At 56.2% G+C, this 14523-nt stretch carries 11 protein-coding genes; 4 read left to right on the top strand and 7 right to left on the bottom strand.

Translation table 11 applies throughout. From position 1 onward, the window contains the following. Positions 1-9: 9 nt before the first annotated feature. Entirely contained in the window at positions 10-678 is a 669-nt protein-coding gene (folE, locus tag MY052_RS08050; RefSeq protein ID WP_035893451.1) for a GTP cyclohydrolase I FolE, read from the bottom strand. Between the two features lie 115 nt (positions 679-793). Further along, entirely contained in the window at positions 794-1927 is a 1134-nt protein-coding gene (locus MY052_RS08045) for a YbfB/YjiJ family MFS transporter (protein WP_248538520.1), read from the bottom strand. Between the two features lie 138 nt (positions 1928-2065). Between MY052_RS08045 and fghA the strand changes: the two genes are divergently transcribed. Further along, the gene (fghA, locus tag MY052_RS08040) at positions 2066-2902 is read left to right on the top strand and encodes an S-formylglutathione hydrolase (RefSeq protein WP_202217583.1); all 837 of its coding nucleotides are present in this window, start codon (positions 2066-2068) and stop codon (positions 2900-2902) included. 83 nt (positions 2903-2985) lie between these two features. Here fghA and MY052_RS08035 read toward each other — a convergent pair whose 3' ends face one another. Then, positions 2986-3855 carry an AraC family transcriptional regulator gene (locus tag MY052_RS08035; protein ID WP_248538519.1) on the bottom strand — a complete coding sequence of 290 codons (870 nt, stop codon included), beginning with the start codon at positions 3853-3855 and terminating at the stop codon, positions 2986-2988. 187 nt (positions 3856-4042) lie between these two features. On the opposite strand from MY052_RS08035, the gene MY052_RS08030 reads away from it, so the two are divergent. From MY052_RS08030 to MY052_RS08020, 3 genes are read left to right on the top strand one after another with little or no spacing between them, the layout of a single operon-like run. Continuing rightward, entirely contained in the window at positions 4043-5824 is a 1782-nt protein-coding gene (locus MY052_RS08030) for a DUF2264 domain-containing protein (RefSeq protein WP_248538518.1), read from the top strand. Positions 5825-5855: 31 nt separating this feature from the next. Continuing rightward, positions 5856-7121, top strand: a complete 1266-nt coding sequence (locus tag MY052_RS08025; protein ID WP_035893457.1) for an oligosaccharide MFS transporter — start codon at positions 5856-5858, stop codon at positions 7119-7121. Between the two features lie 20 nt (positions 7122-7141). Then, positions 7142-8332 carry a glycoside hydrolase family 88 protein gene (locus tag MY052_RS08020; RefSeq protein ID WP_248538913.1) on the top strand — a complete coding sequence of 397 codons (1191 nt, stop codon included), beginning with the start codon at positions 7142-7144 and terminating at the stop codon, positions 8330-8332. A 120-nt stretch (positions 8333-8452) separates the two neighbouring features. Here the strand turns inward: MY052_RS08020 and MY052_RS08015 are convergent, their stop codons facing one another. The 4 genes from MY052_RS08015 to yieE form a co-directional block, all read right to left on the bottom strand. Next, positions 8453-9604 (bottom strand): integrase core domain-containing protein, encoded by a 1152-nt coding sequence (locus tag MY052_RS08015; RefSeq protein WP_248538517.1) that lies wholly within the window; start codon positions 9602-9604, stop codon positions 8453-8455. A gap of 150 nt (positions 9605-9754) precedes the next feature. Next, positions 9755-11722 (bottom strand): catecholate siderophore receptor CirA, encoded by a 1968-nt coding sequence (cirA, locus tag MY052_RS08010; protein WP_248538516.1) that lies wholly within the window; start codon positions 11720-11722, stop codon positions 9755-9757. Positions 11723-12028: 306 nt separating this feature from the next. After that, positions 12029-13498: an amino acid permease gene (locus MY052_RS08005; protein WP_248538515.1), complete on the bottom strand. Its 1470-nt coding sequence runs from the start codon at positions 13496-13498 to the stop codon at positions 12029-12031. Positions 13499-13632: 134 nt separating this feature from the next. Beyond that, a complete protein-coding gene (yieE, locus tag MY052_RS08000; RefSeq protein ID WP_202217581.1) occupies positions 13633-14499 on the bottom strand; it encodes a DNA-binding transcriptional regulator YeiE in 867 nt (288 codons plus the stop codon). Between the last annotated feature and the right edge of the window lie 24 nt (positions 14500-14523).

The following is a 14523-nucleotide window of genomic DNA, read 5'->3' as shown; positions in this document are numbered from 1 at the left end:
GTGAGTCGATTAGTTGTGGTGACGTACCGCGCGCAAGAACTCCTGGCGGGTATTCTGGCTGGACTTGAACAGCCCACCCAGAGAGGTTGTGGTGGTGGCACTGGTCGCATCGCGAATGCCGCGTGCTTTCACGCAGTAGTGCACCGCGTCAATAGACACTGCCACATTGTTAGTACCGAGCAGCGTTTGCAGCGCCGTCAGGATCTGCTGCGTCAGACGCTCCTGAACCTGCGGGCGCTGGGCGAAGAACTGCACGATACGGTTGATTTTAGACAGGCCGATCACCGAATCTTTCGGGATGTAAGCCACGGTCGCTTTACCGTCGATGGTCACAAAATGGTGTTCGCAGGTACTGGTTAAGGTGATATCGCGCACCGTGACCATCTCGTCGACCTTCATCTTATTTTCAATAACGGTAATTTTCGGGAAATTGGCGTAATCCAGACCCGAGAAAATTTCGTCGACATACATTTTGGCAATGCGATGCGGCGTTTCCATCAGGCTGTCATCACTCAGATCGAGGTTCAGCAGCTGCATGATCTCGGTCATATGCCCAGTAATCAGGCGCTTACGGGTTTCATTATCCATTTCGCGCTCCGATGGGCGCAGCGGGGTTTCCAGACCACGGGCGACCAGCGCTTCGTGTACCAGGACCGCTTCTTTACTCAGTGATGACATTTTTATTCTCCTGCAGGTGTGGCGCTTTGCTTTTATCGGTGCAAAGTTTGCACTCATTGTGCGTGAGGCGACGCACAGAATCCAGTATTCGTCGCGATAATTATTGCAATCGTTCTTATCTTTCAGGCTGAGGACGCCAGACCAGCGCGCCGCCAATCAGTAAGGCTACCGCGGCGATGCCCAGTGCAGGCTCCAGCCGCTGGGTGAGCCAGGTGGATATCGCCGAGGTCATCGGCCCCACCAGCTGCCCGACGGCGTAACCTGTGGTCAGCAGTCCGGCCATATATCGTGCGTGTTTCGGTGCCAGTTCGCGGCCATAAAGCAGTGAAAGCTGAACCGCCACTAAGAATCCACCACCGACCAGCAGCGCGCCACAAACCAGTCCGCTCATTCCCGGCAACAGCCAGGCCAGCAATACGCCTACCCCCTGCAACCACAGTACGACGGCCAGACGCTGATGGGCGTGACCGACTCGACGCATTGCGATACTCAGGCCAATCCCCACCATGCTCGCCAGCCCGAAAATCGGCCAGATAAACTGGGCAAACAGGCTCTCGGGAAAACGGTGGCTCGCCATCTGCGATAAAAAGGTGGCGGGCAAGATGTAACCGAAGCCCGCCAGGCTATAGCTCCACACCAGCCGTTTGAGGTTGGTGGTTAAGGTCAGCGGCTCGGGTTTTTCACCGCTGCGATGCAGCTCGCCGGGACGCGGTAGCCAGCGACCAATCAGCGCCACCAACAGCAGCGCCAGCACGCCATACAGCTGCCAGCCTGCCGCTGCGCTCAGCGACTGCGCATGAATAAACACGCCGAGCAGCCCGCTTAGCGCAATGCCTGCACCCGGCCCGGCAAATACCGCCGCGCTTAAGCCCGGCCTGGCGTAATGCGCCAGCCGTTCGTTAACCCACGCCGCCGTCAGCACCATTGCCCAGCCGCTCATGCAGCCAATCACAAAGCGCAGCGCGCCGTGCAGCCAGGCGTTATCCGCCAGCGCGGAGATAAAGGTCAGCGCAACGGCGCCCGCAATCCCGGCATAGAGACGCATTTCCACGCCGCGATGGGCGCGCATGGCGTCCCACGCGCCAACCAGATAACCCAGATAGTTCAGCGCGGCGACGAGACCCGCACTGGTCAACGTCAGCTCGCCTTCGCCGATCATCAGCGGCACCTGAGGGGTGAACGCGAAGCGCCCTATCCCCATTGTTGCCACCAGTACCAGAAAACCGCTTAGCGCAATACGTACCGGCATGAACGCCCCGGATGTAAATGTAAAGTTATCTTTATGATGCAACATGTCGATGTTATGCGGAAGTGAAAGTTACTCACCGCTGATGAATTATCTGTATGATGGACTGATATATTTTGACCAAAACCGCGAGGAGCCCGCATGGAAATGCTTGAAGAGCACCGCTGTTATGGCGGCTGGCAGCAGCGCTGGCAGCACCATTCTGCCACGCTAAATTGCACGATGACCTTTAGTCTGTTTTTGCCTCCGGAAGGGAAAAAAACGCCGCCGCCGGTGCTGTACTGGCTGTCTGGCCTGACCTGTAACGACGAGAACTTCACCACCAAAGCCGGGGCGCAGCGCGTTGCCGCCGAGCTGGGCATTGTATTGGTGATGCCGGACACCAGCCCGCGTGGCGAGGGTGTTGCCAATGATGCCGGATATGACCTCGGCCAGGGCGCAGGTTTTTACCTGAACGCCACCGAGTCCCCGTGGGCCACGCATTACCGCATGTATGATTATCTGTGCGACGAGCTGCCAGCGCTGATTCAGGCGCAGTTTAACGTGAGCCCGCGAAGCGCGATTAGCGGCCACTCGATGGGCGGCCACGGCGCGCTGATGCTGGCGCTGAAAAACCCAGGCAAATATTGCAGCGCGTCCGCCTTTGCGCCGATCGTCAACCCAAGCCGGGTGCCGTGGGGGCAGAAAGCGTTTAATGCCTATCTGGGTGATGACGTTGCTCGCTGGAAAGAATGGGATAGCACCGAGCTGCTGCTGGCAAGCCAGGCAGAGCATGCAATCCCGATGTTGATCGATCAGGGTGATAACGATCAGTTCCTCGCCGATCAACTGCAGCCAGCGGTCTTTGCCGAAGCCGCGCGGCAGAAAGACTGGCCGCTGACCCTACGCATTCAGCCGGGTTACGACCACAGCTACTACTTTATTGCTTCGTTTATTGAAGATCACCTGCGCTTCCACGCCGAGTATCTGCTGAAATAATGGCAGCCCCGGAGTCGGCGCTTATGCGCCTCGTCCGGGCTACGTGGGCGTTGAAGCCCAGCCGAGCATCGCGACGCCGGGGGTTATCTCTCCGGCAACGTATACGGATACGCCTTGCGATACTGCAACGGCGTTTTCCCCATATTTTTGCGAAAACAGGTAATAAACCACGCGTACTCGGTAAAGCCGACCCTTTCGGCAATCTCCCGCACCGAATACTGTGAATGCAGCAACAGCTCGCAGGCCTGGCGAATGCGCCGCATCATTAAATACGCCTGAATCGTCCCGCCGGTTTCATCATGAAACCGCCGTGAGGTATGTCCACGTGAGCAGCCCATCACGGCAGCAATCTCTTCTAATGAACAGCGTTCATGATAGTGGTTCTCCAGCCAGCGGATAATCGTCGACGAGAAAGTATTATGCCCTACCGCCTGCTCCTGCTGCGGCAACAGGCTAATCAGCTGCATAATCAAAAACGCGCTGTCGCTGGTACTCCAGCTCTCTTCGTGCGTTAAGTTTTCAAAGCGCTGCAACAGCGTTTCAATCACCGGCTGTAGGTCGCCTACGTCAAACACCCTCGCCTTTTCACCGCGCCCGCAGAGCTGACGCAGAAGCATCTGCTGACGGGGAAAATCCCGCAGCCAGGGTTCAATCAACGACGGGTTAAAGTGCAGCGTAGTACGGTGATAGAGGTTGCGATCGCTTTGCTCGACGTAAACCTTGTGAAGTTTGCCCGGTGGAAAAATAAATAGTCGCCCCGACTTCACCGTATATTGCTGATGCTCCATCAGCGCGATGCCCACCCCCCGTGAAACGGAAAGGATCTCCGCGCACTGGTGCCAGTGGTAATAGTTGGCGGGTAGATTCTGCATCCGATTGAAATAGATAGATTTATCGTTGAGATGAATCTGTTCGAGATAGGTGGTGTCTTCCGTTGGTTGTGAATGTGCCACAGTGCCAGCCCCGCATGTTAATAAACTTAAACTTTCATCATCGGAATAAAACTTTTGCGCCAAATTACGCCATAAAATTATTTTTAATTACCCTTCATGCTTAAAAGTAAGAGCACAATCACATTTGCCAACCGCGTCAAATTCCTATTATTCGTCCGCCATCAACAAACTGAAACGGGATTTCATCATGCGGACAAAACAAGAATATGGTGCATTAGTCGAGGGTTGGATAGCGGCGGCGGTTCCCCGTTTATCGGCGGACTGCACGCGACTTCATGCGGGCGATACCGCCGCGCAATACCCGGACGACGTCGCCGGAATGGAGGGTTTTGTTCGTCTGATGTGGGGCCTATTTCCGCTGGTGAGCGGCGGTACCGTACCAGCGTGGCACGATGCGTTTGTCACCGGCGTGCGCAATGGCAGTAACTCACAGCACGCAGGCTACTGGGGTGATGTCGGCGACAACGACCAACGCTGCGTAGAAATGGCGGCCTTTGGTCTCGGCCTCGCGCTGCCCAACGGTAAGCTGTGGTCGTCGCTCTCAGCCGAAGAGCAGGATAATCTCACCCACTGGCTCAGCCAGAGCGCAGACGTCTCGGTGCCGGACAACAACTGGCACTTCTTCCCGGTGCTCATCCAGCTTGGGCTGAAGTGCGTCGGACGCCCCTACGACATGGCGGTCATCAACCGTCATCTCGACGCCATTGAGCCCTTCTGGCTCGGCAACGGCTGGTATAGCGACGGCGCGGGCAAACCGCGCGACTATTATATCTCCAGCGCCTTCCATTTTTATGGCCTGATCTACAGCCACTTTATGCAGGACGTCGACCCGGAGCGCTGCCTGCGCTATCGCCAGCGCGCCCAGCAGTTCGCTAAAGATTACGCCTACTATTTTGCCGCTAACGGCGAAGGCATACCGTTTGGCCGCAGCCTGACCTACCGCTTTGTGCAGGTTGCGTTCTGGAGCGCGGTTGCCTTTACCGAACTGGAGGTATTTACCCCGGGCGTGGTGAAGGGGCTGATTTTACGCCACCTTGAAAGCTGGCTCGATAAACCGTTTATCGGCGCAGATGGCCTGTTCACCATCGGCTACAGCTACCCAAACCTGATTATGGCCGAGGACTACAACAGCCCCGGTTCCCCCTACTGGGCGCTGAAGGCGATGCTGATTCTGGCGCTGCCGGAAGAGAGCGCCTTCTGGCAGGCCGCATGTGAACCGCTGCCAACGTTGGACGCGATTCACCCGATTCCCGAGGCAGGGCAAATCATCATCCATAGCGATGAGCAGCGCCACGCATGGATGCTGATGTCCGGTCAGTTCGACAAAAATAACTTCGTTAACTTCGAGCAGAAGTACTGCAAATTTGCCTATTCCAGCCAGTTTGGTTTTACCCTGGAGCGTGGGCGCTACGGCCTGAGCCACGCGGCGGTGGATTCCATGCTGCTGTTCAGCAACGGTGATGGCTACTATCGCGGCCGCCGCGAGTGTGAATGCTCTGAAGTGACGGATAGCTGGGTTCGTAGCGAATGGCGTCCGTGGGACGACGTGACCGTCACCACCTGGCTGGTTGCGCTGCCACAAGGCCACGTTCGCGTCCACCGCATACACACGCCACGAGCGCTGGACTGCGTTGAGGGCGGATTTGCCGCTAATCGCCACCAGCAAACGCACCAGATCATCACCGAAAACGGTGTCACCCTTGAAACCGCGCACCACTATAGCCGGATGGTGAGCCTGACCGACGATCGTCAGCCGTTCACCGTCACCACGCCGCCGAACAGCAATTTGCTGTACGCCGCGCCGGCCACGATTCCCTGCCTTCGCACTCAGCTTAGCGCTGGCTCCTACTGGCTCGCCTGCTACGTCAGCGCCGACCCGGGCGCGGTGCGTGAACTGCCGGCACCATTACATTTTGATGTTACGACACAGCAGTTAACCGTGAACGACCTGACGCTCACCATAAGATAACCCTGACCTCTGGATAACGGCGGAGACCGCAATGACCACGATGATTCAGTCGACACGTTCGGCGTATATAAAACTCAGTCTCTTTGTTTTTCTGTTTACCTTTACCTGGGCGGCAAGCTTCGGCCTGTACGCTATCTGGCTTGGCGATAAAGCGGGGCTCGATGCCGTGGATATCGGCACCGTCTTCGCGGTGAACGGCGTGTTCGCGGTGGTGATTAAGCCGGTGTACGGCTACATCATGGACAAAATCGGCATGAAGAAGCACCTGCTCTATTTTGTGTGCATTGTCTCGGCGTTGATGGCACCGTTCTATATCTGGATCTACCTGCCGCTGCTGCAAACGCATTTCATCACCGGCATGATTGTCGGCGCGCTGTTCTTTAGCCTCGGCTGGTACGCGGGCGTGGCGGCTGAAGAGTCCTACGTCGACCGCTTCAGCCGCCTGTATAATATGGAGTTTGGCCGTATCCGCATGTGGGCGGCGCTCGGCTGGGCGACTGCCTCCTCTTTCTCCGGCTTCCTCTATAACATTTCGCCAAAAATCAACTTCGCCATCAGCAGCGTGTCGGCGCTGTGCATGTTCGCCGTGCTGCTGACGCTCAAGGTGGACCATTTCGGCAAAGAAGAAAATAACGTTTTATCGAAAGAGAAAATCGTCATTACCGACGTGCTGAACCTGCTGAAAAACCGCAAGTTCTGGATGTTTTCGCTCTACATCGCGGGCGTGGCCTGGATGATGTTTATCGCTGAGCAGCAGTTCTCCCGCTACTTCGTCACCTTCTTCTCAACCAAAGAGGAAGGCAACGCGATGTTCGGCTATATGAGCACCGCGCAGTCCGCCGCAGAATTCTTCGGCATGATGCTGGTTCCGGCGATTATCAACCGCATCGGTGCCAAGCAGGGCATGCTGCTTACCGGTCTGGTTATCAGCCTGCGCCTGATTATCTCCGGCATGACCAACGATCCGCTGATTATCTGCCTTGTAAAACCGCTGTACGGTATTGAGATTGCCCTGATTCTGGTGTCGGTCTTCAAATACATTGCCGAGCATTTCGACAAACGCGTCAACGCCACCATGTACCTGCTGGGCTACCAGGCGATGATCTACGTCGGTTCTATCGTCGTCGCACCGCCGGCGGGTTATGCCTATCAAACTATCGGCTTTGAGCACACCTATCTCATCATGGGCATTATCGCCCTGGTGTTCACCGGCGTCTCCGCCCTCACCTTATCAACCTGCTACAGCCACAAAAAGCGCGCTGTAGAACAGGAAATCAAGCAGCAAGCGCTTAATTAAAACGGGAATATGCCAGCATGATGTCTGAACAGATCAGAAAAGAACCCCTTGCCTCATACACTCTGAAACCGGGAGAACGTGAAGAGATTGACCGTAAAATTCGCGGGGCGATGCCTGCGCTGCTGAAGGCTATTGATGACAATGCCGACTATTTCGGCTCGCGCTTCCCGGATGCGGCCTGTAAAAACGGGGTCTATCCAATTATTGATAACGTCGAATGGACCACCAGCTTCTGGACCGGGCAGCTGTGGCTGGCCTATGAGTGGACGGGGCTTGAGCGCTACCGCACGCTGGCGGAGCAGCATATTCACTCCTTCGGCCAGCGGATTATTAACCGCGACCACACTAACCATCACGATCTGGGCTTCCTTTATAGCCTCTCCTGCGTGGCGGGCGAGCGTCTGACCGGCAACCGCGAGGCGGGCTACATCGCCCTGCTTGCCGCCGAAGCGCTGATGGAGCGCTACAACGAGAAGGCCGGGATCATCCAGGCGTGGGGTGAGCTAGATAATCCTGAGCAACAGGGCCGCATGATAATCGACTGCAACATGAACCTGCCGCTGCTGTATGAAGCCAGCGCGGCTAGCGGAGACCCGCGCTACGCCGAGGCGGCAAAGCAGCACATTGAGCGGGCGCGTCGCCATATCGTGCGTGCAGACGGCTCGACCTTCCATACCTGGTATATGGATGTAGAAACCGGCGAGCCGCGCTTTGGTAACACCCACCAGGGCTTTTCCGACGATTCATGCTGGGCGCGCGGCCAGGCGTGGGGCGTGTACGGCTTCCTGCTGAACTACCTGCACACCGGCGATGAACGCCTGCTGACGCTGAGCCAGACGCTGGCGAATTACTATCTGAACCGGTTGCCGGAGGATCTTGTCTGTTATTGGGATCTGGCGCTGACCGATCCTACCAGCGAGCGCGACAGTTCGGCGGCGGCAATCGTCGCCTGCGCCCTGCTGGAGCTGGTTAAGCATCTGCCTGTTACTCATCCGGATCGTGAGAGCTATGAAACGCTGGCGCTGCGGATGATTGGCAATATGATCGACGGTTACGTTAACCGCGAGCATACGCCGGGCCAGGGTCTGCTTAAGCATTCGGTCTATTACTTTAAAGGTGGGGTTGGCGTGGACGAGTGCTGTAGCTGGGGGGATTACTTCCTGATGGAAGCGATGGTGCGAGCGACGAGGAACTGGCAAAGCTACTGGTAATAAAAGGCCCGATAACGTTGCGCTTATCGGGCCTTTTATTATGGTGCAATTCCCGGGGTCGCTTTTGTACGACCGGATACATAGGTAACACTTCAGACCGGGAACATAGGTAACACTTTCCTAGTCTATCCGGATAATACTACGGCTTTTCCGGTCATAGTAAGCAAGCGTTATTCCGTTAAAGATGATGGCCTCAACGCCATCATCTTTTTCTTCCAGCATGATGTATTCTCCCAGCAGCGCCTCGCTCTGGAACACTTCCTTACCGATGTGTATTACTCCTTTCGACATCACCCTGTACAGCCGTGCCCCCTCAGGCCACTCATATTCAGGGACCTTTCCATCCCAGCGACGCGATGAAGGCCGCCATACCTGGCCCGGCGTACTTCCTCCCAGTGCCTCATGCGGACGCTCCTGGTTAAACTCTTCTCTGTAATGACTGAACCAGGCCTGTTGCTCCTCCTGCGTTCTGAAGATATTCCCGTGCTTCAGCGCACTTTTCAGCGAGCGGTGCATGCGTTCATGACGACCATTTTCTTCCGGATGTCCCTTCCTGATGCGCTCGGGTCTGACGCCCAGCTTGATAAGCCAGACTGACAGACGGCTGAGACCCGCTACCCCGACACCTGCAAAGGGCTGCCCGTTATCGGTTCGCAGTACATCCGGCAGACCATATTCAAGGAAGGCATCAGTGAGGCACTGCCGGGCGAACACGGTGTTCTCGTGATGGTTACCCCGGCAGCTCAGAAGGTAACGACTGTGGTTATCCGTTAGCGTAAACGGATGGCAGTATTCCCGGCTCAGCAGTCTGAACTTCCCTTTAAAATCAGCGCTCCAGACCTGATTAATATTCTGGACAGTGGTCAGCGGCTGACGATTACCGGGGGTTCTGTGTTTGCGTTTTCTGTCCGGAACCAGCCCCTGGCGTTTGAGGATGTCACCGATGGTGCTGGCAGCCGGGACCGGGAAGTCGACCTGATGATTAAGGAGCCACATCCGCAGCTTTTTCGGCCCCCAGTCAGGGTGTTTTTGTCGTAACGCCATCAGATGGGCAGCAATATCTGGCGGGATGGTGCGGGAATGTGAGTGTGGTGCGCGTGAGCGGTCAAAAAGCGTCGCAGGCTCTGAGGGCTCAAAACGCCCGAGCCATTTATAGCCCGTTTTACGGCTGATGCCGAAGAGGCGGCAGAGCGCGGAGAAAGACATCGTGCCAGTCTGGCTGGCACGGATAAAATCAAGGCGTTGCATAGGTCGGGTCTCAGTCCAGGGCATAGCGAGTCTCCTCTTCTATGCCAGTTATAACTGTTACCCATGTATCCGGTCTAAAGTGTTACCTATGTTTCCGGTTTGTACCTTTGCTCGCCCGGACTACCGTAGTCAGTAGCCCGGCCAAGCGTAAGCGCCGCCGGGGTTAGCACAGACTTAGAAGCGGTAATCCACTGCCATAAAGTAGCGGCGACCATCTTCGTTATAGCTGTAGTCATCACGATTCAGGTCTTTATCCCCGACGTTAAGCACGCCCGCACGCAGCTTGACGTCTTTGGTCGCCTGCCATGAGCCGCCGATATCCCAGGTGGTATAGCCGCCCGGTGTTTTCGCCGTAGCCGACGCGGCACGCTGCTTACCGGTATAGCTTCCCGCCAGATAGAACGTCCAGTCCTGAATCGGGCTCCAGTCTACACGCCCATTACCGGTATGGAACGGCAGCTCCTGCAGCGGCTTGTCACCGCCGTTACTCAGGTCTCGCCCGTCGTTATAGGTGTAATTCAACGTCACCTTCCAGTCGTCGCCAAACGGTACTTTCAGCTCGGACTCCACGCCGCGAATACGCGCTTTGTTAACGTTGTAGTAGGCAAACACCGGCACACCGTTATCGAAACCAACAAAGTTCGGATAGCCCGGCGCAGCATTCTTATCACGCGTACGACTGATGTTAATCATGTCGTCGATGTCATTCTGGAAGGTGGTGACGTTGGCCTGCACGCCTTCCAGCCAGCCCTCTTCGCCCTGGTAGTAAAGACCCACTTCGAAACTCTCACTGGTTTCCGGCTTCAGGTCCGGGCTACCAACGATACGGCAGCCGCCACGGCAGGAATTGGTGGCCCAGTCAGGACTCAGCTGCAGCAGAGAAGGCGCTTTAAACGCCGTCGCCCAGCCCCCTTTTACCGTCACGGTATCGGTCGCGTTATAGACCAGATACGCACGCGGGCTCCAGTGATCGCCATAGGTCTGGTGATCGTCCATACGGATACCGGTGGTCAGCGCCAGCGGCTCGAAGATGCGCCATTCATCTTCGAGGAACAGCGCATATTGGCTGGCTGACGTTTCGCTGCTGGTACCGCGCGTCAGGTTAACTGGGTCGCTAAGCTTATCGTGGCGCCATTCACCACCGAAGGTCACCAGTTGGTTAATCACCCCCAGCGGCAACACGTATTTCCCGTCGATGGTATTGCTTTCCGAGGTGATTTCACTGGCGTTGCCAGGGTTCTTATTGACGACCTTCTCGCCGTAGTACTTAAGCTCGCTGTTGCCCAGTTCCCATCGACCATTGTGACTTAACGAGTAGTTCTGGCGTTCAACGCGGTTACGATCGAGCGAGTCAGAGTCGCGGTCCTGGCGATCGAAGCCGTAGCCCGCGGTAATATCGTTGTTCTCGTTTGGCGTCCAGGCAAATTCAACGTTGGCATCTCGGCTGGTGAAGCCTTCAATACGCGGGCTCTCACCGGTGGTACTGGTTGTAGAAGTCTGCTGAGCGTCCTTCTCGCGTTTTGCCAGACTACCGAAAGCCTTCATGCCGAGCACGCCATCCACCAGCGGGCCTGCGGTATAGAACTGGCCATTCCAGGTGTCACCGCGATCGCGATGTTCCTGAATCGTGGTATCCGCGGTGACGGTTCCCGTCCATTTAGCGCCAATCTTTTTGGTGATGATATTGACCACGCCGCCCAGCGCATCGGAGCCGTACAGCGAGGACATCGGCCCACGCACCACTTCGATACGCTCGATGGCGTCTACCGGGATCCAGTTGAGGTCGAAATCGTTGTGGCGGAAGACGACGTTACGCGAGTTGACGCGCTTACCGTCGATAAGAATCAGGGTGTAGCTGCTGTCCAGGCCGCGAATGCTGACGCCCTGGCGGTTATCCCCTTCGTTGGTGAGCTGAACGCCCGGAACTTCTTTCAGCACGTCTTTCAGGTTCTGCACCGGCTTGCGCTGCAAATCTTCCTGAGTGATCACGCTGATACTGGCGGGCGCATCCTTCACGCTTTGCTCGGTGGCAGCCGCCGTTACGACCATCACGTCTTTATCATCGGCAGCGCTGACAGGCAGCGCCAGGGACATTACGGACGCACAAAGCCCGCCCCGAACCAAGGGGTTTAACCTAAACATTCCATATCTCCATGAGGTGAATACTGAATTAAAACAAAGAGGTCTTACTCACAAATGCTGCAATGCCGTTGACCGACGGCCTGTTGTTTTATGCAGATGTGGCTGGTCCCTCCAGGTTTTATCCATCAGGAGTGGAAATGGCTTCATCCTTTTATATGAGGTGTGATAATAAACGTAATGATAACGATTATCAATTAAGGTTATTTAAAGTTATGTCAAGAAGTAACTATTTGCGTCTATTTCATCGGTGGCGAGCATAAAAAAACCTCTCCGAAGAGAGGCTTTCATCGTAAACCGAACGGCTGATTATTTCTTAAAGCGTTCCGGGAAGTGCATTTCGCTATAGCGTACGAAGTGCGTACCGCGGGTCAGCTTATAACCGAACCAGATAACCAGGAACAGTGGAATACCGATATAGGTTGCCGCTACGCCGCCCCAGTCGATGGTGTCGGCCAGAAACGCTTCGTAGTTCTGGCCCAGAGTAATAATCAGGCACAGCACGAAGGCGAAGATTGGCCCCAGCGGGAAGAACCCGGAACGGTACGGCAAGTTGTTCAAGTCATGACCCTGCATCACGTAGCCGCGACGGAAGCGATAATGGCTAATCGCAATCCCCAGCCAGGCGATAAAGCCGGTCATCCCGGAGGTGTTCAGCAGCCACAGGTAGACGGTCTGGTTGCCAAACATCGAGGTCAGGAAGCACAGGCCCGCAATGACGGTTGTTGCATACAGCGCGTTACGCGGTACGCCGCCACGAGACAGCTTCGAGAAGATGCGCGGCGCTTTGCCGTCACAGGCCAGGGTGTAGAGCATACGGGTAGAAGCGTACATCCCGGAGTTACCCGCCGACAGCACCGCCGTCAGGATAACCGCGTTCATAATCGCCGCCGCAGAGAGCAGACCCGCGTGTTCGAACACCAGCGTGAACGGGCTGACGGAGATATCTTTCACGTCGTTACGCAGCAGGCTTGGGTCGGTGTAAGGAATGATCAGGCTGATAATCAGGATCGCGAACACATAGAACAGCAGGATACGCCAGAACACCTGACGCACCGCGCGCGGAATGTTCTTCTCAGGATCTTCAGATTCGCCCGCCGCAATACCGATAAGCTCGGTACCCTGGAAGGAGAAGCCGACGATCATCGCCACGCCAATCATTGCCGATAACCCACCGGCAAACGGCGCGTCGCCGGTTGTCCAGTTGCTCCAGCCGACAGGCTGCGCACCTTTGAAGATGCCGAGGATCATCATGATGCCAACGACGATAAAGATGATAACGGTCGCTACTTTGATGAGCGAGAACCAGTATTCCGCTTCGCCAAAGCCTTTCACCGAGATGTAGTTCAGCAGGAAGATAACGCACAGGAACAGCGCGCTCCAGATCCAGCCTGGGGTATCCGGGAACCACCAGCTCATCACCAGCTGCGCAGCCACCAGGTCAACGGCGATCGTTACCGCCCAGTTGTACCAGTAGTTCCAGCCCAGCGCGAAGCCGAAGCCCTCTTCCACATAGTTCTGACCATAGGTGGCAAAAGAACCGGATACCGGCATATAGGCTGCCAGCTCGCCAAGACTGGTCATCAGGAAGTACACCATCAGGCCAATCAGAATATAGGAAAACAGCGCGCCGCCCGGGCCCGCCTGAGAAATGGTTGCGCCGGACGCAACAAACAGGCCTGTACCAATGGAACCGCCAATGGCGATCATCGTCAGGTGACGCGCCTTGAGTTCGCGACGTAACGCGGGCGCTTGTGTGGTTTTTGTTTCGGAACCCATGTGAAAATGCTATCCATCCAAAAAATGAGGCGCGATTGTAGCAGACGAAGCCCGCAGATCACGGTAGAAATGCGCTGTTATAAGAGACCTTCATGATTGGCCTCTTATTATAAGTAAAGCAGCCGATGGCGATTTTAGATATCGCAGTAGTGCAAAAAGCGCTTAAGGGCGTTGGAGAGGTGTTTTTGCCGATGATGGATGCGCCACAGCGTTCGGCTGAGCGTCGGCAGCGGGATTGCCACTTCCACCAACGTTCCGGCTTCCAGTTGTTCTGCAATCACCCGCCGCGACAGGCAGCTAATGCCCAGGTCGTGACGCACCGCGTGTTTGATGGCTTCTGAGTTACCCAACTCCATGCCCATCTGGAACTGCGGCAGGTGCGAAAGCAGCAAATAATCGACGATTTCCCGGGTGCCCGATCCTTTCTCACGCAGGATCCACGGTGCCATCGCCAGCTTTTCGAGCGTCACCTCACCCAGCAGCCAGGCGCTGTCTGGTGCGGAGAACACTACTAGCTCATCCTCGAGCCACGGCTCGGCAATAATATCCGCAGAGTGGCATGGGCCTTCAATCAGGCCGATATCGACGCGAAAGTCCGCCACCGCGTTAATCACATCCTGGCTGTTGCCCACGCTCAGTTCCAGCGGCAGCGTAGGAAAATCCTTGCGGTAGCGGGCGATGATGCCCGGCAGAATATAGTTGCCGATGGTGCTACTGGCGTAGACGCGAATCGCACCGTTATCTTCACGAAACAGCTGCTCTATTTCCCCAGCCTGTTCCAGCAGCGCCAACGCACGCGGGTACAGCAGGCGGCCGTGCTCGTTAACCACCAGACGTTTGCCGACGCGGTCGAAAAGCTGTACGCCAAGCTGCCCTTCGAGATCGGTCAACGCCGCGCTGACCGCCGACTGCGACAGCGCCAGCATCTGAGATGCCTGGGTCGTTGAGCCACTTTTCAGTACCTCTGCAAAAACTTCTAACTGCCGCAGCGTGATGTGCATAGTGTTTCAGCCGCTCGGGCCGCC

This window comes from Kluyvera ascorbata (genome assembly GCF_023195735.1).
GTDB classification, from domain to species: domain Bacteria; phylum Pseudomonadota; class Gammaproteobacteria; order Enterobacterales; family Enterobacteriaceae; genus Kluyvera; species Kluyvera ascorbata.
The sequence above is the reverse complement of the archived record's forward strand: the minus strand, read 5'-3'. Positions and strand labels throughout refer to the sequence as shown.